The sequence below is a fragment of the Mycobacterium shinjukuense genome (assembly GCF_010730055.1).
Classification (GTDB): Bacteria; Actinomycetota; Actinomycetes; order Mycobacteriales; family Mycobacteriaceae; genus Mycobacterium; species Mycobacterium shinjukuense.
In genome coordinates this window covers 2,856,953-2,877,073 of record NZ_AP022575.1, presented here as the reverse complement: position 1 = coordinate 2,877,073, position 20,121 = coordinate 2,856,953, and the positions used below count along the sequence as shown (strand labels likewise).

Annotated in this window: 9 protein-coding genes; 6 read left to right on the top strand and 3 right to left on the bottom strand. The window is 67.3% G+C overall.

The features are described from left to right. The first annotated feature begins 16 nt into the window (after positions 1-16). Positions 17-661: a nitroreductase family protein gene (locus tag G6N20_RS12905; protein WP_083052290.1), complete on the top strand. Its 645-nt coding sequence runs from the start codon at positions 17-19 to the stop codon at positions 659-661. Here the strand turns inward: G6N20_RS12905 and G6N20_RS12900 are convergent, their stop codons facing one another. Beyond that, positions 662-1,126: a tRNA (cytidine(34)-2'-O)-methyltransferase gene (locus G6N20_RS12900; protein WP_083052287.1), complete on the bottom strand. Its 465-nt coding sequence runs from the start codon at positions 1,124-1,126 to the stop codon at positions 662-664. A 177-nt stretch (positions 1,127-1,303) separates the two neighbouring features. Here G6N20_RS12900 and G6N20_RS12895 point away from each other — a divergent pair, with 177 nt between their 5' ends. The 4 genes from G6N20_RS12895 to G6N20_RS12880 are packed head-to-tail and all read left to right on the top strand — an operon-like array spanning position 1,304 to position 5,252. Beyond that, positions 1,304-3,946: a sensor histidine kinase gene (locus G6N20_RS12895; protein WP_232065338.1), complete on the top strand. Its 2,643-nt coding sequence runs from the start codon at positions 1,304-1,306 to the stop codon at positions 3,944-3,946. Then, positions 3,943-4,335 carry a serine protease inhibitor gene (locus G6N20_RS12890; RefSeq protein WP_083052284.1) on the top strand — a complete coding sequence of 131 codons (393 nt, stop codon included), beginning with the start codon at positions 3,943-3,945 and terminating at the stop codon, positions 4,333-4,335. Before G6N20_RS12895 ends, G6N20_RS12890 begins: the two co-directional genes overlap by 4 nt. After that, positions 4,313-4,684, top strand: coding sequence for a DUF742 domain-containing protein (locus tag G6N20_RS12885; RefSeq protein ID WP_083052307.1), 372 nt, complete (start codon positions 4,313-4,315; stop codon positions 4,682-4,684). The genes G6N20_RS12890 and G6N20_RS12885 overlap by 23 nt, the downstream gene beginning before the upstream one ends. Further along, positions 4,665-5,252, top strand: coding sequence for a GTP-binding protein (locus G6N20_RS12880; protein WP_083052280.1), 588 nt, complete (start codon positions 4,665-4,667; stop codon positions 5,250-5,252). Before G6N20_RS12885 ends, G6N20_RS12880 begins: the two co-directional genes overlap by 20 nt. Before the next feature lie 89 nt (positions 5,253-5,341). Here the strand turns inward: G6N20_RS12880 and G6N20_RS12875 are convergent, their stop codons facing one another. Beyond that, on the bottom strand, positions 5,342-5,680 hold the full coding sequence (locus G6N20_RS12875) for an FHA domain-containing protein (protein ID WP_083050036.1): 339 nt from the start codon (positions 5,678-5,680) through the stop codon (positions 5,342-5,344). 22 nt (positions 5,681-5,702) lie between these two features. Then, on the bottom strand, positions 5,703-8,243 hold the full coding sequence (locus tag G6N20_RS12870; RefSeq protein WP_083050033.1) for an ATP-binding cassette domain-containing protein: 2,541 nt from the start codon (positions 8,241-8,243) through the stop codon (positions 5,703-5,705). A 374-nt stretch (positions 8,244-8,617) separates the two neighbouring features. Here G6N20_RS12870 and G6N20_RS21800 point away from each other — a divergent pair, with 374 nt between their 5' ends. Further along, entirely contained in the window at positions 8,618-19,783 is an 11,166-nt protein-coding gene (locus tag G6N20_RS21800) for a PPE family protein (RefSeq protein ID WP_163663008.1), read from the top strand. Positions 19,784-20,121: the final 338 nt, after the last annotated feature.

Sequence of the window (20,121 nt, the reverse complement as noted above, 5' to 3'; positions counted from 1 at the left end):
ACGGTAGCCTGCCCAGATGACCCTCAACCTGTCCGTCGACGAGGTCCTGACCACCACCCGCTCGGTGCGCAAACGCCTCGATTTCGACAAGCCGGTGCCCCGCGAGGTGCTGATGGAATGCCTCGAGCTGGCGCTGCAGGCGCCCACCGGTTCCAATTCCCAGGGCTGGCAATGGGTGTTCGTCGAGGACGCCGACAAGAAAAAGGCGATCGCCGACGTCTACCTGGCCAACGCCCGGGGCTACCTCAGCGGGCCGGCGCCCGAGTACCCCGACGGCGACACCCGCGGCGAGCGGATGGGGCGGGTCCGCGATTCGGCGACCTATCTCGCCGAACACATGCACCGGGCCCCGGTGCTGCTGATCCCCTGCCTGAAAGGCCGGGAAGACGAGTCGCCGTTGGGTGGGGTGTCGTTTTGGGCCTCACTGTTCCCGGCGGTGTGGAGCTTCTGCCTGGCGCTGCGCTCCCGCGGGTTGGGCTCCTGCTGGACGACGCTGCACCTGCTCGACGACGGTGAGCGCACGGTGGCGCAGGTGCTCGGCATCCCCTACGACACCTACAGCCAGGGCGGGCTGTTCCCGATCGCCTACACCAAGGGCACCGACTTCCGGCCCGCCAACCGGCTGCCGGCCCAGACCCTGACCCATTGGAACGGCTGGTAGCTACCCTGCCCCTGGGTAGCCGTGCTGGCGCCAGGCCTCGTAGACGGCGACGGCCGCGGCGTTGGACAGGTTCAGCGAGCGCCGGCCCGCCAGCATGGGAATGCGCACCCGCGCGGTGACGTGCGGATCGGCCAGGGTCGCCTCGTCCAGCCCGGTGGGTTCGGGCCCGAACATCAACACGTCACCGGCCCGGTAGCCGACGTCGGTGAACAACGTCGCCGCCTGCGCGGTGAAGGCGAACACCCGCGCCGGCGACAGCGCCTGCCACGCCTGCGCCAGCGACGGGTGCACGGTCACACACGCCAGGTCGTGGTAGTCCAGCCCGGCCCGTCGCAGCTTGGGCTCGGACAGGTCAAAGCCCAGCGGCTCGACCAGATGCAGTTCGCAGCCGGTTGCCGCGCAGGTGCGGATGGCGTTGCCGGTGTTGGGCGCGATCCGCGGGGAAACGAACAGCAGCCGAAACACCCGCCGATCATGACAAATGTGGAGACCTCGGCGCCGGGCTGTCATACTCGTCGGGTTGCCAGGTGCTTTACGTGTGCACCGATCGATCTGGCCGAATGACGCAGGAAGATTCATGAGCCTCTCGTTTCTGCGAGCGCTGCATTTCAGGGGTGCGGCCGATGCCACGGCCGCGACCACGTGACCATGTTCGCCCGCCCGACCACCCCCGTCGCGGCGGCCGCAGCCAAGACGCCCCCGTCCGCCGAACCGACGCCCAAACGCCCTCCCGCGTGGTCGCTGCGCAACTGGCCGGTTGTGTGGAAAGTGGTGGCGATCGGGCTCGTTCCGCTGGTGGTGGCCACGGCCTTGGGCGCATGGCGGGTCCGGGACGCGATGACCGACGCCAGCGAGCTGCGGCTGGTCGCGGCCCGTGCCAACCTGCTGCCGGCGATCACGAAATACATGTCGGCCCTGGACGTCGCGGTGCTGGCGAGTTCCACCGGCCACGACGTGGAGGGCGCGAAGAAGAACTTCGCCGCCCGCAAGTACGAGCTGCAGACGCGGTTGGCCGACACCGACGTGATCCCCGACGTGCGCTCGGCGGTGAACACGCTGCTCAACGGCGGGCAGGCGCTGCTGGACAAGGTGCTCGACGACAGCATCGGGTTGCGTGACCGGATCACCAGCTACGCGCCGCTGTTGTTGACGGCCGAGGACGCGATCACCGCGTCGGTGCGCGTCGACGGTGCGCGGATTCGGGCTCAGCTGCAGGGTTTGAGCCGCGCGGTGGGGGCCCGCGGGCAGATGACGATGCAGGAGATTTTGGTGACCCGCGGCGCCGATCTTTCCGAGCCGCAGTTGCGCACCTCGATGATCACGCTGGCCGGCACCGAGCCGTCGACGCTGTTCGGGATGACCGAGGCGCTCGGCGCCGGCTCGCCGGATGCCCGCAACCTGCAGGAGCAGATGGTCCTGCGGATGGCGATCATGTCCGACCCGGCCATCGCGCTGGTCGACAACCCCGAGCTGCTGCGGTCGATCCAGATCACCAAGGGGATCGCCGAGCAGGTCATCACCGACACCACCAATTCGGTGCCCAAGGCGCTGCACGGCCAAGCCAGCGCTGCGCGCGACGCCACCCTCCGGGACGCCGCGGTGGTGGCGGGCGTCATCGCGATCGCCCTGGTCATCGTGCTGGTGGTGGCGCGCGCGCTGGTCGGGCCGCTGCGGGTGCTGCGCGACGGCGCGCTCAAGGTCGCCCACACCGACCTCGAGGGCGAGATCGCGGCGGTGCGGGCCGGCGGCGAGCCGAGCCCCCAGCCGCTGGCGGTGTACACCACCGAGGAAATCGGCCAGGTCGCACACGCCGTCGACGAACTGCACACCCACGCCCTGCTGCTGGCCGGCGACGAGGCGCGGTTGCGATCGCTGGTCAACGACATGTTCGAGACCCTGTCGCGGCGCAGCCGGTCGCTGGTCGACCAGCAGCTGGCGCTCATCGACCGGCTGGAGCGCCACGAGCAGGACCCCGACCGGCTGGACAGCCTGTTCCGGCTGGATCACCTGGCCGCCCGGCTGCGCCGCAACAGCGCCAACCTGCTGGTGCTGGCCGGCGCGCGGGTCTCGGGTGACCATCGCGAGCCGGTGGCGTTGTCGACGGTGATCAACGCCGCGGTGTCCGAGGTCGAGGACTATCGCCGCGTCGACATCGCCGGGCTGCCCGACTGCACGGTGACCGGCGCGGCGGCCGGTGGTGTCATCCATCTGCTTGCCGAGTTGATCGACAACGCGCTGCGCTACTCGCCCCCCACCACCCGGGTGCGGGTGTCGGCGGTCCGTGGCAGCGAGGGCGGTGTCCTGCTGCGGGTCGCCGACTCCGGATTGGGCATGACCGAAGCCGATCGGCGGATCGCCAACATGCGGCTGCAACACGGTGGCGGTGAGGTGACCCCCGACAACGCCCGGCACATGGGCCTGTTCGTGGTCGGCCGGCTGGCCAGCCGGCACGGTATCCGGGTGGGGCTGCGCGGCCCGGCGACCGGCGAAGCGGGCACCGGCACCACCGCCGAGGTCTACCTGCCGGCGGCCGTGCTCGTCGGCGCCGCCGCGGCCCAGCCGCCGAATCCGCGCGGCGGGGTGTTCCTGGTCTCCCCGCCGAGGGCCACAGCCGACCAGCGTGCGCCGGCCGCGCCCGCTGCGGCGTCGAAGCCCAACGGTGCCGGCGGCCCGGCACCGTCGGTGACGCTGTTGCCCCGCCGCAATCCCGGGGCCAGCGGCATCACCGACATTCCGGCGGCCGAGCGGCCGCGACCGCCCCGGCGCGCGCTGCCGACGCCCTGGTGGGAGAGCGGCGTTTCGCACCCCCCCGCACCGGCCCCGGCGCGGGCCCCGCACCAGGCCCCCGCGGAAGCGTCGCAGCCGGCTAGGCCCGCCCCTCGGCCGTCGGCGGCACCGGGCCCGGCCGAGGACGACGTGATCTATCAGCGGATGCTCTCCGAGATGGCGGCTGACCCACACGAGCTGGTTAGCAGCCCCGATCTGGATTGGCGGACGGTGTGGGACCGCGGCTGGTCGGCGGCCGCCGAGGCACAGGACAAGCCCGTCGAGTCCCACACCGAACACGGCCTGCCGGTGCGCACCCCCGGCGCCCGGTTGGTGCCCGGGGCCCCGTCGCCCGATCAGCAGCCCGACCCGCGGGATCAGCGGGCAGCCGCGGACGCCGCACCGCAACCCGCCCGGCACCCAGATGCGGTTCGCGCCGCTCTCAGCAGCCATTTCGACGGCGTGCGCACCGCACGGTCGCATGCCCGTGACACCGATCTGCAAACCGATCAGCAATGACGACCAATTCTTCACCCACCCACCTGGACTGGCTGGTGTCGAAATTCGCCCGCGAGGTCCCCGGGGTGGCGCACGCGTTGCTGGTGTCGGTCGACGGGCTGCCCGTCGCGGCCAGTGAGCACCTGCCGCGCGAGCGAGCCGACCAGTTGGCCGCGGTGGCTTCCGGGTTGGCCAGCCTGGCCAGCGGTGCCGCCCAGCTGTTCGAGGGTGGGCCGGTGCTGCAGTCGGTGGTCGAGATGCAACACGGCTTCCTGCTGTTGATGCGCGTGGGCGACGGCTCGCATCTGGCGACGCTGGCCGCGACCGGGTGTGATATCGGCCAGATCGGTTACGAGATGGCCATTCTCGTTGAACGGGTGGGCGGCGTTGTCCAGTCTTCCCGGCGCTAGACGCGAGCTGGCCAGCCTGGTCCGGCCGTACACGCTGACGGCCGGGCGGACGGCCTCCGACGTCGACCTTCCGCTGGAAGCGCCGTTGCAGACGCTGCCGGCGGGGCTGTCACACCGCTGGCCGCGCCACGACGTGCGGGGCAGCATCATCCGGCTGTGCGTGAACAGCCCGTCGGTCGCGGAAGTCGCGGCCCGGCTGGATGTGCCGGTGGGTGTCGCGCGCGTCTTGGCCGGCGATCTGGTCACCTCCGGTTACCTTCGGGTGCGGGCGACCCTGACCGACCGTTCGACCCGTGATGAGCGCCACGAACTCATAGGAAGGACCCTTCGTGGCCTACAAGCACTCTGAGGCACACGCTGAGGCGCGCGGCCCCGCGTCGACGAAGATCGTCATCGCGGGCGGGTTCGGTGCCGGCAAGACCACGTTCGTCGGCGCGGTTTCGGAGATCATGCCGCTGCGCACCGAAGCGATGGTCACCGACGCCTCGGCCGGTGTCGACATGCTCGAGGCCACCCCGGACAAGCGGACCACCACGGTGGCGATGGACTTCGGCCGGATCACCCTGGCCGAGGACCTGGTGCTCTACCTGTTCGGCACCCCGGGCCAGCGCCGGTTCTGGTTCATGTGGGACGACCTGGTGCGCGGGGCCATCGGAGCGATCGTGCTGGTCGATTGCCGGCGCCTGCAGGACAGCTTCGCCGCGGTGGATTTTTTCGAGCACCGCAACCTGCCGTTCTTGGTCGCGGTCAACGAGTTCGACGGTGCGCCAAGGTATCCCGTTGACGAGGTGCGCAAGGCGCTGACGCTGCCCCGGCACATCCCGGTGATCACCGTCGACGCCCGCGATCGCCGGTCGGCGACCGATGCGCTGATCGCGGTCACCGAATACGCGCTGGCCAGCCTGACGCCCCACTGAGGCGGGTCACCGGGTCACCGGGGCGCGAGCAGACGCGAAAGCCCCCCAAAACCGCGGTTTTGGGGGGCTTTCGCGTCTGCTCGGCCCACTCAGTGCGGCAGCAGGCCGATGATGCCCCGGTGGTGTTCGACCTCGAAGGTGATCCGCGGCCCGTCGGGCCTGCCCAGGGCGATGGCCAGGCCGTCGTGAATGTCGACCGACGCCACCTTGCGGCCGTCGACGAAGATCCCGCTCGGTGAATCGTTGTCGACGGCGATCCAGCCGCCCCGGTCGAAGCGCAGCAGCAGGTGCGCGGCGGCGATCAGCGGGTGCCCGACCCGGAAGTCGGCGTGAAGGTCGCTTCCGACGACGACGTCGGGGCCGGCCGCGAAGCTGCGCCCCACATGGCCGGACCGCACGGTCAGCACCGGACGCTGCGATCGGGTCATCACGTCACTATCGTCGCGCGCATCAGCGACGCCTCAGCCGGATCTTCCACCACACGATGAAGCCGTAGACGATGCTCAACACCCCCAGCATCGCCATGTCGAACAGCCATGCGCTCGGCTTGTGCACCCAATGCTGGTCCTTCGGCTTGACCGGACCCGGGACCAGCTTCTCAATGTTGACCGTCGATGACGATGCCGCATAGCCCCACCGCGCGGGCGTCGCCCACGACAGCTGGTCGAGCAAGAACCGGTCGGTCACCCAGATCATGCCGCCGGAGAACACCAGCTGCGACATGATCGACACCACCAGCATCGGCATGATCTGGTCTTGCGACTGGGCCAGCGCCGACAGGGCCATGCCGAGAATTGCCGAGGCCACACACGTCGCGGCGACCGTCACGAACAGCTCGAGGCCGACCCCGACGTCGCCGCCGCCCAGCATCACCGCGTCGGTGGGCGGTGAGCCCCAGCCGACGATCGTGATGATCGTCGCGATCGCGGCCTGGACGATCGCGAACCCGCTGAACACCGCGATCTTGGCGCCCAGATAGGCGCCCGTCGCCAGGCCGACCGCCTGTTCGCGCCGGAAGATGGGACGCTCGCCGACCAGGTCACGAATCGTCAGGGCGGTGCCCATGAAGACGGCGCCGACGTTGAGCATCACCAGGATCTGCCCGGGCTGGTCCGGATTGCTGCTGATGGCTTCGGCGATGCCCAACCCGGTTTCGCCGCGAACGGTCAGGCTGAGCACACCGATCAAAAACGGCAAGACCGCCAGGAAGACCGTGTACCCGCGGTCGGAGACCACCAGCCGAACCTGACGGCGCGCGATGGTGGAGAACTGGCGGATGACACTGGTGTGCACCGGTTCGCCCAGGTCGGCGGGGATGGCTTCGGGCGCGAAGGCAGGGGGGCGGTGTGCGGCCAGGAAGCGGCGATTGGCTGCGTCCGGGTCGGCGCCCACCCGGGCGAAGATGTCGGCCCAGTTGGTGGTGCCCATGGCCGCGCCGATTTGGCTGGGCGGGCCCAGGAACGCCGTCTTGCCGCCGGGCGCGATCAGCAACAGCTGATCGCAGACGTCGAGGTAGGCCACCGAGTGCGTGACGACCAGCACCACCCGGCCGGCGTCGGCCAGCTGGCGCAGCATCATCATCACCTGCCGGTCCAGCGCCGGATCCAGCCCGGTGGTCGGCTCATCGAGGATCAGCAGTGACGGTCCGGTGAGCAGTTCGAGTGCCACCGAGGCGCGTTTGCGCTGCCCGCCGGAGAGCTTGTCCACCCGGGTGTCGCCGTGTTGGGTCAGCTCGAGTTCCTCGAGGACCTGGGCGACCACCTGGGCGCGGTCGGCTGTGCTGGTGTCGGGCGGCAGCCGCAGTTCGGCGGCGTAGCCGAGCGCCTGGTTGATCGTCAGCTGGCGGTGCACCACGTCGTCCTGCGGGACCATGCCGATCCTGCTGCGCAGCGACGCGTACTCGGCGTGGATGTTGTGGCCCTCGAAGGTCACCGTGCCGGAGCTGGGGCTGGTGTATCCGGCGATCAACCGCGACAACGTGGTCTTGCCGGCGCCGGACCCGCCGATGATGGCGGTCAGCGTGCCGGGGCGGGCGGTCAGCGAGATGTTGTCGAGCAGTTGCTTGCCGTCGACGGCGAAGCAGACCGCGTTGACCTCCAGGCCGCCCGTGCGGGTCGCGGCCTCGGTGCGGCGGACCAGGGTGCCCCGGGTGAACACCAGGTCGACGTTGCCGATGGTGACCACGTCGCCGTCGGTCAAGATCGCCGACCCGACCCTGACCCCGTTGACGAAGGTCCCGTTGACGCTGTGGGCGTCGCGGATCTCGGTGCCCAGCGGTGTGCTGGTGAGGAAGGCGTGCTGGCGCGACGCCAGGACGTCTTGGATGACAATGTCGTTGTCGGTGGCGCGGCCGATCGTGACGGCGCCGGCGGGCCTCGGGTGTGGGCCGGTGAGGGTTCGCAGGGCCTGAAACACCTTCGTCGCCAGGTTGGCCACCGGCGGCTGGGCGGCTATCGGCGGCCGCTGCGCGTCGGGACCCGGACGCGGTGACGGCGGCGGTGCCGGTGGCCAGGGCGCGGAGCTGCTCGGATACCGGGGCATCTCCGGTGGCCCCGGTTGCCCCGACCTGGCCGCCGGATGCGGCGGCGCGCCGGGATGGGGGGGCGCCGGGGGTGGCCCCGACGGCGGGGGCACGACGATGGGCATCGACTCGGTTTGGGGCGGGCACCCGGCCCTCCCCAGGTGCCGGCCGACCTCAAAGGTCAGCAGCGGCCCGTCGGGGTTTCCGATGTTGACGCTCTGGCCGTCGTGGATCTCGACCACCGGGACCCGGCGTCCGTTGGCGAAGGTGCCGTTCAGCGAATTGTTGTCGATCGCCAGCCACCGGCCCTGGTCGAAGCGCAGCAGCAGGTGGGCCCGCGAGATCAGCGGATGGGTGATGCGCATGTCGGCGCGCAGGTCGCGTCCGACCACCACGTCATGGCCCGCGGCGAACGTGCGTTCCGACCCGTCGTACCGAACGGTCAGCGCGGGCGGTGCGGGTGCGGGCATTTGCACAACTGTAGCTCGCCCAGATCGCGCGCCAACCGCACCAACGCCGGTCTCGGCGGACGTGCACACCCCCGGGTCGGCGGTCCGGTTTGGATTGCGGGTTCCGCGCCACCCGACGGATGGCTGTGCACTGTGCATCGCCATTTCTCAATTGTTTGGTGAATTTGCCCTTGGGAGGCCAGCACGCGAAGTGAATCATGGGCGCCGCGGTCAATCGCATTGCACCCGTTCCGGGTGACGCATCGCTAATCGCATAACGGGTGACGTGCGTAGCGTGACCGCATACCGGACGCCAATGATCGGGCCGAATTGGCTGCACGCGCCAGCTGGTGGTGAGACGATAACATGCGCAACACCTGACGAGAGGAAGGATGGTGAGCTTCCAGGTATTGCCCCCCGAGATCAATTCCGTGTTGATGTATGGCGGCGCGGGCTCGGGGCCGTGGTTGGCGGCGGCGGCGGCCTGGGACGGGTTGGCGGCCGAGGTGGGGGCGGCGGCGGCGTCGTTTGAGCAGGTGACGTCGGGGTTGGTGGTGGGGGGGTGGCAGGGCGTGGCGGCGGCGGCGATGGCGGCCGCGGCGGCGCCGTATGCGGGGTGGTTGGGTTCGGTGGCGGCCGCGGCTGAGGAGGTGGCCGGGCAGGCGCGGGTGGTGGTGGGGGTCTTTGAGGCGGCGTTGGCGGCGACGGTGGATCCGGCGCTGGTGGCGGCCAACCGGGCGCAATTGGTACAGCTGGCGTTGTCGAATCTGTTGGGGCAGAACACGGCGGCGATCGCGGCCGCCGAGGCCGAGTACGAGCTGATGTGGGCCGCCGATGTGGCGGCGATGGCCGGCTACCACGGCGGCGCGTCGGCGGCGGCGGCGGCGTTGCCGGCTTTTGGGCCGCCGGCGCAGGCGTTGGGGGGAGGTGTCGGCGCGTTCCTTACCACCCTGTTCGCCGGCCCTGCGAAGGTGCTGAGCCTGAATGCGGGTTCGGGCAATGTCGGCAATTACAACGCCGGCTTGGGCAATGTCGGGGTGTTCAACCTGGGCGCGGGCAACGTGGGTGGGCAGAATCTGGGTTTCGGGAATGCCGGTGGCACCAATGTCGGGTTCGGCAATGTGGGTAACGGGAATGTCGGGTTCGGCAACTCCGGTCTGGGGGCGGGCCTGGCCGGCTTGGGCAATATCGGGTTGGGCAATGCGGGCAGCAGCAACTATGGTTTCGCAAACCTGGGTGTGGGCAACATCGGTTTCGCCAACACCGGCACCAACAACGTCGGCGTCGGGCTCACCGGCAACCACCTGACGGGTATCGGGGGCCTGAATTCGGGCACCGGGAATATCGGGTTGTTCAACTCCGGCACCGGGAATGTGGGGTTCTTCAATTCGGGGACCGGGAACTTCGGGGTGTTCAACTCGGGTAATTACAACACGGGTGTCGGTAATGCGGGGACGGCCAGCACGGGGTTGTTCAATGCCGGCAATTTCAACACCGGCGTGGCGAACGTGGGCAGTTACAACACCGGCAGTTTCAACGCCGGCGACACCAACACCGGTGGCTTCAACCCCGGCGGTGTGAACACCGGCTGGCTGAACACCGGCGACACCAACACCGGCATCGCCAACTCGGGCAACGTCAACACCGGCGCGTTCATCTCGGGCAACTTCAGCAACGGCGTGCTGTGGGTGGGTGACTACCAGGGCCTGTTCGGCTTCGCCGGAGGGCCCGCGATCCCCGCAATCCCGATCGGCCTGGTGCTCAACGGCGACATCGGCCCGATCACCATCCAGCCGATCCCGATCCTGCCCACCATCCCGCTCAGCATTCACCAAACCGTCAACTTGGGCCCGCTGGTGGTTCCCGACATCGTGATCCCCGCCTTCGGCGGCGGTATCGGCATACCCATCAACATCGGCCCGCTGACCATCACACCCATCACCCTGTTTGCCCAACAGACATTTGTCACCCAATTGCCCTTTCCCACCTTCAGTTTAGGGAAAATCACAATTCCACAAATCCAAACCTTTGATTCTAACGGTCAGCTTGTCAGCTTTATCGGCCCTATCGTTATCGACACCACCATTCCCGGACCCACCAATCCACAGATTGATTTAACGATCAGATGGGATACCCCTCCGATCACGCTGTTCCCGAATGGCATCAGTGTTCCCGATAATCCTTTGGGGTTGCTGGCGAGTGTGTCGATCGAAACCCCGGGCTTTACCATCCCAAGGTTCAGTGTTCCGGCGCAGCCGTTGCCGTTGACGATCGATATCGAGGGCCAGATCGACGGGTTCAGCACCCCGCCGATCACGATCGATCGCATCCCCCTGACCGTGGGGGGCGGGGTCACGATCGGCCCCATCACGATCCAGGGCCTTCATATCCCGGCGGCGCCGGGAGTGGGGAACACCACCACGGCCCCGTCGTCGGGATTCTTCAACTCCGGTGCGGGTGGGGTGTCGGGTTTCGGCAACGTCGGCGCGGGCAGCTCGGGCTGGTGGAACCAGGCGCCGAGCGCGCTGTTGGGGGCCGGTTCGGGTGTTGGCAACGTGGGCACCCTGGGCTCGGGTGTGCTCAACCTGGGCTCAGGGATCTCGGGGTTCTACAACACCAGCGTGTTGCCTTTCGGGACACCGGCGGCGGTGTCGGGCATCGGCAACCTGGGCCAGCAGCTGTCGGGGGTGTCGGCGGCGGGAACCACGCTGCGCTCGATGCTCGCCGGCAACCTCGGGTTGGCCAATGTGGGCAACTTCAACACCGGGTTCGGAAATGTCGGGGACGTCAACCTGGGTGCGGCCAACATCGGTGGGCACAACCTGGGCCTGGGCAATGTCGGGGACGGCAACCTGGGGTTGGGCAACATCGGCCACGGCAACCTGGGGTTTGCCAACGTGGGCCTGACCGCCGGCGCGGCGGCGGTGGGCAATGTTGGTTTTGGCAATGCCGGCATCAACAACTATGGCTTGGCGAACATGGGTGTGGGCAATATTGGGTTTGCCAACACCGGCACGGGCAACATCGGGATCGGGCTGGTCGGGGACCATCGGACCGGGATCGGGGGCTTGAACTCCGGCATCGGCAATATCGGGTTGTTCAACTCCGGCACCGGCAACGTCGGGTTCTTCAATTCCGGGACCGGCAACTTCGGCATCGGGAACTCCGGCAGCTTCAACACCGGGATCGGTAATAGCGGAACGGCCAGCACCGGGCTCTTCAATGCCGGCAGCTTCAGCACCGGCATCGCCAACACCGGTGACTACAACACGGGCAGCTTCAACGCCGGCGACACCAACACCGGTGGCTTCAACCCGGGCGGCATCAACACCGGCTGGTTCAACACCGGGCATGCCAACACCGGGTTGGCCAACGCGGGCACCTTCGGCACCGGCGCCTTCATGACGGGCGACTACAGCAACGGCCTGTTGTGGCGGGGCGGCTACGAGGGCCTGGTCGGCGTCCGCGTCGGGCCCACGATCTCCCAATTCCCGGTCACCGTGCACGCGATCGGCGGGGTGGGCCCGCTGCATGTGGCGCCCGTCCCGGTACCCGCCGTGCACGTCGAGATCACCGACGCCACCGTCGGCCTGGGTCCGTTCACCGTCCCACCGATCAGCATTCCCTCACTTCCCATCGCCAGCATCACCGGAAGCGTGGACCTGGCCGCAAACACCATCTCGCCGATTCGCGCTCTTGACCCGCTCGCCGGTTCGATAGGGCTTTTTCTCGAGCCGTTCCGCCTCAGTGACCCATTTATCACCATTGATGCGTTCCAAGTTGTTGCCGGTGTCTTGTTCCTAGAGAACATCATTGTGCCCGGCCTCACGGTTAGCGGTCAGATATTGGTCACCCCGACACCAATTCCCCTAACCCTCAACTTGGACACCACCCCGTGGACGCTTTTCCCGAATGGTTTCACCATTCCCGCGCAAACCCCCGTGACGGTGGGTATGGAGGTCGCCAACGACGGGTTCACCTTCTTCCCGGGTGGGCTGACCTTTCCGCGGGCCTCCGCCGGGGTCACCGGACTGTCCGTGGGGCTGGACGCGTTCACGCTGTTGCCCGACGGGTTCACCCTCGACACCGTGCCGGCGACCTTCGACGGCACCATCCTTATCGGCGATATCCCGATCCCGATCATCGATGTGCCGGCGGTGCCGGGGTTCGGCAACACCACCACGGCCCCATCGTCGGGGTTCTTCAACACCGGTGGCGGCGGTGGATCGGGGTTCGCCAACGTCGGCGCGGGCACGTCGGGCTGGTGGAACCAGGCGCACGACGTGTTAGCAGGGGCGGGCTCGGGAGTTGCCAATGCCGGCACGCTGAGCTCGGGTGTGCTGAATGTCGGCTCGGGGATCTCCGGGTGGTACAACACCAGCACCCTGGGAGCGGGCACCCCGGCGGTGGTCTCGGGCATCGGCAACCTCGGCCAGCAGCTGTCGGGGTTCTTGGCAAATGGGACCGTGATCAACCGGAGCCCCATTGTCAATATCGGGTGGGCCGATGTGGGCGCGTTCAACACCGGGTTGGGCAATGTGGGGGACCTCAACTGGGGTGCGGCCAACATCGGCGCGCAGAACCTGGGCCTGGGCAATATCGGCAGCGGAAACGTCGGGTTCGGCAACATCGGTGCCGGCAACGTCGGGTTCGCCAACTCGGGTCCGGCGGTGGGCCTGGCCGGCCTGGGCAACGTGGGGTTGAGCAATGCCGGCAGCAACAACTGGGGGCTGGCCAACCTGGGTGTGGGCAACATCGGGTTGGCCAACACCGGCACGGGCAACATCGGGATCGGGCTGGTCGGCGACTACCAGACCGGCATCGGCGGCCTCAACTCGGGTAGTGGCAATATCGGATTGTTCAATTCCGGCACCGGCAATGTCGGGTTCTTCAACACCGGCACCGGCAACTTCGGACTGTTCAACTCCGGTAGTTTCAACACCGGCATCGGTAATAGCGGAACCGGCAGTACTGGGCTCTTCAATGCCGGCAATTTCAACACCGGCATCGCCAACCCCGGGTCGTACAACACGGGCAGCTTCAATGTCGGTGACACCAACACCGGTGGTTTCAACCCGGGCGACATCAACACCGGCTGGTTCAACACCGGCCACGCCAACACCGGCATCATGAATACGGGCACCCGCAACACCGGCGCCCTCATGTCGGGGACCGACAGCAACGGCATGCTGTGGCGCGGCGACCACGAGGGCCTGTTCGGCCTGTCCTATGGCATCACGATCCCGCAATTCCCGATCCGCATCACCACGACCGGCGGTATCGGCCCCATCGTCATCCCGGACACCACGATCCTTCCGCCGCTGCACCTGCAGATCACCGGCGACGCGGACTACAGCTTCACCGTGCCCGACATCCCCATCCCCGCCATCCACATCGGCATCAATGGCGTCGTCACCGTCGGCTTCACCGCCCCGGAAGCCACCCTGCTGTCCGCCCTGAAGAATAACGGTAACTTCATCAGCTTCGGCCCCATCACGCTCTCGAATATCGATATTCCGCCCATGGATTTCACGTTAGGCCTGCCCGTTCTTGGTCCTATCACGGGCCAACTCGGACCAATTCATCTTGAGCCAATCGTGGTGGCCGGGATCGGTGTGCCCCTGGAGATCGAGCCCATCCCCCTGGATGCGATTTCGTTGAGTGAGTCGATTCCTATCCGCATACCTGTTGATATTCCGGCCTCGGTCATCGATGGGATTTCAATGTCGGAGGTGGTGCCGATCGATGCGTCCGTGGACATCCCGGCGGTCACGATCACAGGCACCACCATTTCCGCGATCCCGCTGGGCTTCGACATTCGCACCAGTGCCGGACCCATCGACATCCCGATCATCGACATCCCGGCGGCGCCGGGCTTCGGGAACTCGACCCAGATGCCGTCGTCGGGGTTCTTCAACACCGGTGCCGGCGGCGGATCGGGCATCGGCAACTTGGGTGCGGGCGTGTCGGGCCTGCTCAACCAGGCCGGCGCGGGGTCACTGGTGGGGACACTCTCGGGGCTGGGCAATGCCGGCACCCTGGCCTCGGGTGTGCTGAACTCCGGCACCGCCATCTCCGGGCTGTTCAACGTGAGCACGCTGGACGCCACCACCCCGGCGGTGATCTCGGGGTTCAGCAACCTCGGCGACCATGTGTCGGGGGTGTCCATCGATGGCCTGATCGCGATCCTCACCTTCCCACCTGCCGAGTCCGTGTTCGATCAGATCATCGACGCGGCCATCGCCGAGCTGCAGCACCTCGACATCGGCAACGCTTTGGCCTTGGGCAATGTCGGCGGGGTGAACCTCGGTTTGGCTAACGTCGGTGAGTTCAACCTGGGTGCGGGCAACGTCGGCAACATCAACGTCGGCGCCGGCAACCTCGGCGGCAGCAACCTGGGCCTCGGCAACGTCGGGGGCGGCAACCTCGGGTTCGGCAACATCGGCGCCGGCAATTTCGGATTCGGCAACGCGGGCCTGACCGCGGGCGTGGCGGGCCTGGGCAATGTGGGGTTGGGCAACGCCGGCAGCGGCAACTGGGGATTGGCCAACGTGGGTGTGGGCAATATCGGGCTGGCCAACACCGGCACCGGCAACATCGGGATCGGGCTGACCGGGGACTACCGGACCGGGATCGGCGGCCTGAACTCGGGCACCGGGAACCTCGGGTTGTTCAACACGGGCACCGGCAACATCGGGTTCTTCAACACCGGGACCGGGAACTTTGGGCTGTTCAACTCGGGCAGTTACAGCACCGGTGTGGGGAATGCGGGCACGGCCAGCACCGGGTTGTTCAACGCGGGGAACTTCAACACCGGTCTGGCCAATGTCGGCTCCTACAACACCGGCAGCCTCAACGTGGGCAGCTTCAACACCGGCGGCGTCAACCCGGGCACCGTCAACACCGGCTGGTTCAACACCGGCCACACCAACACCGGCCTGTTCAACACCGGCAACGTCAACACCGGCGCGTTCAACTCCGGCAGCTTCAACAACGGGGCGCTGTGGACCGGTGACTACCACGGGCTGGTCGGCTTCTCCTTCAGCATCGACATTGCCGGCAGCACCCTGCTGGACCTCAACGAAACCCTCAACCTGGGCCCCATCCACATCGAGCAGATCGACATCCCGGGCACGTCGCTGTTCGATGTCCACGAAATCGTCAACATCGGACCCTTCACCATCCCGCAGGTCGACGTTCCCGCGATACCGCTAGAGATCCACGAAGCGATCAACATGGATCCCATCGTCTTGGTGCCCGCCACCCCAATTCCCGCCCAGACGATCACTATTCCGCTCGACATCCCCGCCTCACCGGGGTCAACCATGACGCTTCCGCTCATCCGCATGCGCTTCGAAGGCGAGGACTGGATCCTCGGGTCGACCGCGGCGATTCCCAATTTCGGAGACCCCTTCCCGGCGCCCACCCAGGGCATCACCATTCACACCGGCCCTAGCCCCGGAACGACCGGCGAGCTCAAGATATCTATTCCGGGTTTCGAGATTCCGCAAATCGCTACCACGAGATTCCTGTTGGACGTGAACATCAGCGGTGGTCTGCCGGCCTTCACCTTGTTCGCGGGTGGCCTGACGATCCCCACGAACGCCATCCCGTTAACGATCGATGCGTCCGGCGCGCTGGATCCGATCACGATTTTCCCGGGTGGGTACACGATCGACCCGCTGCCGCTGCACCTGGCGCTGAATCTCACCGTGCCCGACAGCAGCATCCCGATCATCGATGTCCCGCCGACGCCAGGGTTCGGCAACACCACGGCGACCCCGTCGTCGGGGTTCTTCAACTCCGGCGCCGGTGGGGTGTCGGGGTTCGGAAACGTCGGGTCGAACCTGTCGGGCTGGTGGAACCAGGCGGCGAGCGCGCTGGCGGGGTCGGGATCGGGGGTGTTGAATGTCGGCACGCTGGGCTCGGGTGTGCTCAACGTCGGCTCGGGTGTCTCGGGGATCTACAACACCAGCGTGTTGCCGCTCGGGACGCCGGCGGTGCTGTCGGGCCTCGGCAACGTCGGCCATCAGCTGTCGGGCGTGTCTGCGGCCGGGACCGCGTTGAACCAGATCCCCATCCTCAACATCGGGTTGGCGGATGTGGGCAACTTCAACGTCGGGTTCGGCAACGTCGGGGACGTTAACCTGGGCGCGGCCAACCTCGGTGCGCAAAACCTGGGGCTGGGCAACGTCGGCACCGGCAACCTCGGCTTCGCCAACGTCGGCCACGGCAATATCGGTTTCGGCAATTCGGGTCTGACCGCCGGCGCGGCCGGCCTGGGCAACACGGGGTTCGGCAATGCCGGCAGCGCCAACTATGGTTTCGCCAACCAGGGCGTGCGCAACATCGGGTTGGCCAACACCGGCACCGGCAACATCGGGATCGGGCTGGTGGGAGACAACCTCACCGGCATCGGGGGCCTGAACTCCGGTGCCGGCAATATCGGCTTGTTCAACTCCGGCACCGGCAACATCGGGTTCTTCAACTCCGGGACCGGCAACTTCGGCATCGGTAACTCGGGCAGCTACAACACCGGCATCGGCAATAGCGGAACGGGCAGCACTGGGCTCTTCAATGCCGGCAGCTTCAACACCGGCGTGGCCAACGCCGGCAGCTACAACACCGGCAGCTTCAATGCCGGCGACACCAACACCGGGGGGTTCAACCCGGGCACCATCAACACCGGCTGGTTCAACACCGGCCACACCAATACCGGCATCGCCAACTCGGGCAACGTCGGCACCGGCGCGTTCATGTCGGGCAACTTCAGCAACGGCCTGTTGTGGCGGGGTGATCACGAGGGCCTGTTCAGCCTGTTCTACAGCCTCGACGTGCCCCGGATCACCATCGTGGACGCCCACCTCGACGGCGGCTTCGGACCCGTGGTCCTCCCGCCCATCCCGGTGCCGGCCGTCAATGCGCACCTGACCGGAAACGTCGCGATGGGCGCATTCACCATTCCGCAGATCGACATCCCCGCACTCACCCCAAACATCACCGGAAGCGCCGCCTTCCGCATCGTTGTGGGGTCCGTGCGCATTCCGCCGGTGAGTGTCATTGTGGAGCAAATAATCAACGCCTCGGTTGGGGCGGAGATGAGGATAGATCCCTTCGAAATATGGACTCAAGGCACTAATGGCCTTGGTATAACCTTCTATTCATTCGGATCGGCCGACGGTTCGCCCTACGCCACCGGCCCACTCGTTTTCGGCGCCGGCACGAGCGACGGAAGCCATCTCACCATTTCCGCGTCCAGCGGGGCGTTTACCACTCCGCAGCTCGAAACTGGCCCGATCACGTTGGGCTTCCAGGTGCCCGGCAGCGTCAACGCGATCACCCTCTTCCCCGGTGGTGTGACGTTCCCGGCGACCTCGCTGCTGAACCTGGACGTGACCGCCGGCGCCGGCGGCGTGGACATCCCGGCCATCACCTGGCCCGAGATCGCGGCGACCGCCGACGGCTCGGTGTATGTCCTCGCCAGCAGCATCCCGCTGATCAACATCCCGCCCACCCCGGGCATTGGGAACAGCACCACCACCCCGTCGTCGGGCTTCTTCAACACCGGCGCGGGCGGGGGATCGGGCTTCGGCAACTTCGGCGCGGGCACCTCGGGCTGGTGGAACCAGGCGCACACCGCGGTGGCCGGGGCGGGTTCGGGTCTTGCCAACGTTGGCACGCTGCATTCCGGTGTGCTCAACCTGGGCTCGGGTGTCTCGGGGATCTACAACACCAGCACGCTGGGGGTGGGGACCCCGGCGCTGGTCTCAGGCCTGGGCAACGTCGGCCACCAGCTGTCGGGGCTGCTGGCCGGCGGGTCCGCGGTGAACCCGGTGACCGTTCTGAATATCGGGTTGGCCAACGTCGGCAGCCACAACGCCGGTTTCGGCAATGTCGGGGAGGTCAACCTGGGCGCGGCCAACCTCGGCGCGCACAACCTGGGCTTCGGAAATATCGGCGCCGGCAACCTGGGGTTCGGCAACATCGGCCACGGCAACGTCGGATTCGGCAACTCGGGTCTGACCGCGGGCGCGGGGGGCCTGGGCAATGTGGGGTTGGGCAATGCCGGCGGCAACAACTGGGGTTTGGCCAACGTGGGCGTGGGCAACATCGGGTTGGCCAACACCGGCACCGGCAACATTGGGATCGGGCTGACCGGCGACTACCAGACCGGCATCGGCGGCCTAAATTCCGGTGCGGGCAACATCGGCCTGTTCAACTCCGGCACCGGCAACGTCGGGTTCTTCAACACCGGGACCGGCAACTTCGGGTTGTTCAACTCCGGCAGCTTCAACACCGGCGTCGGCAATAGCGGAACGGGCAGCACTGGGCTCTTCAATGCCGGCAACTTCAACACCGGTGTGGCCAACGCCGGCAGCTACAACACGGGCAGCTTCAATGTCGGTGACACCAACACCGGGGGCTTCAACCCGGGCAGCATCAACACCGGCTGGCTCAACACCGGCAACGCCAACACCGGGGTGGCCAACGCGGGCAATGTCAACACCGGCGCCGTCGTCACCGGCAACTTCAGCAACGGCATCCTGTGGCGCGGCGACTACCAGGGCCTGGCCGGCTTCGCCGTGGGCTACACCCTCCCGCTGTTCCCCGCGGTGGGCGCCGACGTCAGCGGCGGGATCGGCCCGATTACCGTGCTGCCGCCCATCCACATCCCGCCCATCCCGGTCGGCTTCGCCGCGGTCGGTGGCATCGGCCCGATCGCCATCCCGGACATCTCTGTTCCATCCATTCACTTGGGCCTCGACCCCGCCGTCAATGTCGGCTCCATCACCGTCAACCCCATTACCGTCAGGACCCCGCCCGTGCTCGTCAGTTACTCCCAAGGAGCCGTCACCAGCACGTCCGGACCAACCTCAGAGATTTGGGTCAAGCCCAGCTTCTTCCCCGGAATCCGGATCGCGCCCTCTAGCGGCGGGGGTGCAACGTCCACGCAAGGGGCATACTTTGTGGGGCCCATCTCCATCCCCTCCGGCACGGTGACCTTCCCGGGATTCACCATCCCCCTCGACCCGATCGACATCGGCCTGCCGGTGTCGCTGACCATCCCGGGGTTCACCATCCCGGGCGGCACCCTGATCCCCACCCTCCCGCTGGGCCTCGCGTTGTCCAATGGCATCCCCCCCATCGACATCCCGCCCATCGTTCTCGACCGGATCCTGCTGGACCTGCACGCCGACACCACCATCGGCCCGATCAACGTCCCGATCGCCGGGTTCGGCGGGGCGCCGGGTTTCGGGAACTCGACCACGCTGCCGTCGTCGGGCTTCTTCAACACCGGAGCTGGCGGCGGTTCGGGCTTCAGCAACACCGGCGCGGGCATGTCGGGATTGCTCAACGCGATGTCGGATCCGCTGCTCGGGTCGGCGTCGGGCTTCGCCAACTTCGGCACCCAGCTCTCCGGCATCCTCAACCGCGGCGCCGGCATCTCGGGCGTGTACAACACCGGCGCGCTGGGTGTTGTCACCGCGGCCGTCGTCTCGGGTTTCGGCAACGTCGGCCAGCAACTGTCGGGCTTGCTCTTCACCGGCGTCGGGCCCTAACCGGATCACCGTGCTTTGCTGCCCCGGGTGGTAGCGGCGCGGCTCCTCGCCCGCGGCAGCAGCGGCGCGGGCGAATTTGCCGGGGACGGGCGCGCAGCCGGTGCCGGCCGTCAGCCGCGTTGAGTTTGGCGGTTGATCCGCGAATTCGCCGTCGGGCGTATGTGCGGTCAACCGAACGAGCATGTGCACTTTGTAGCAGCTATTTGTTCTCGATTGGACACTTTGCACTTCGCTCACAGTGATATGGCGAGGATCATCGGTAAGGCAGCGCATTGCGTGCATCGGTTCGGCGAAGTGCACGGCTGAATCGCTGGTCAGGGGGGCTGTTCCGGGTCGGC

Bases quoted from the DNA above. Each gene is read 5' to 3' on its own strand.
- G6N20_RS12870 (WP_083050033.1), bottom strand. From the start codon at position 8,243: ATGCCCGCACCCGCACCGCCCGCGCTGACCGTTCGGTACGACGGGTCG.
- G6N20_RS12875 (WP_083050036.1), bottom strand. From the start codon at position 5,680: ATGACCCGATCGCAGCGTCCGGTGCTGACCGTGCGGTCCGGCCATGTG.
- G6N20_RS12905 (WP_083052290.1), top strand. From the start codon at position 17: ATGACCCTCAACCTGTCCGTCGACGAGGTCCTGACCACCACCCGCTCG.
- G6N20_RS12890 (WP_083052284.1), top strand. From the start codon at position 3,943: ATGACGACCAATTCTTCACCCACCCACCTGGACTGGCTGGTGTCGAAA.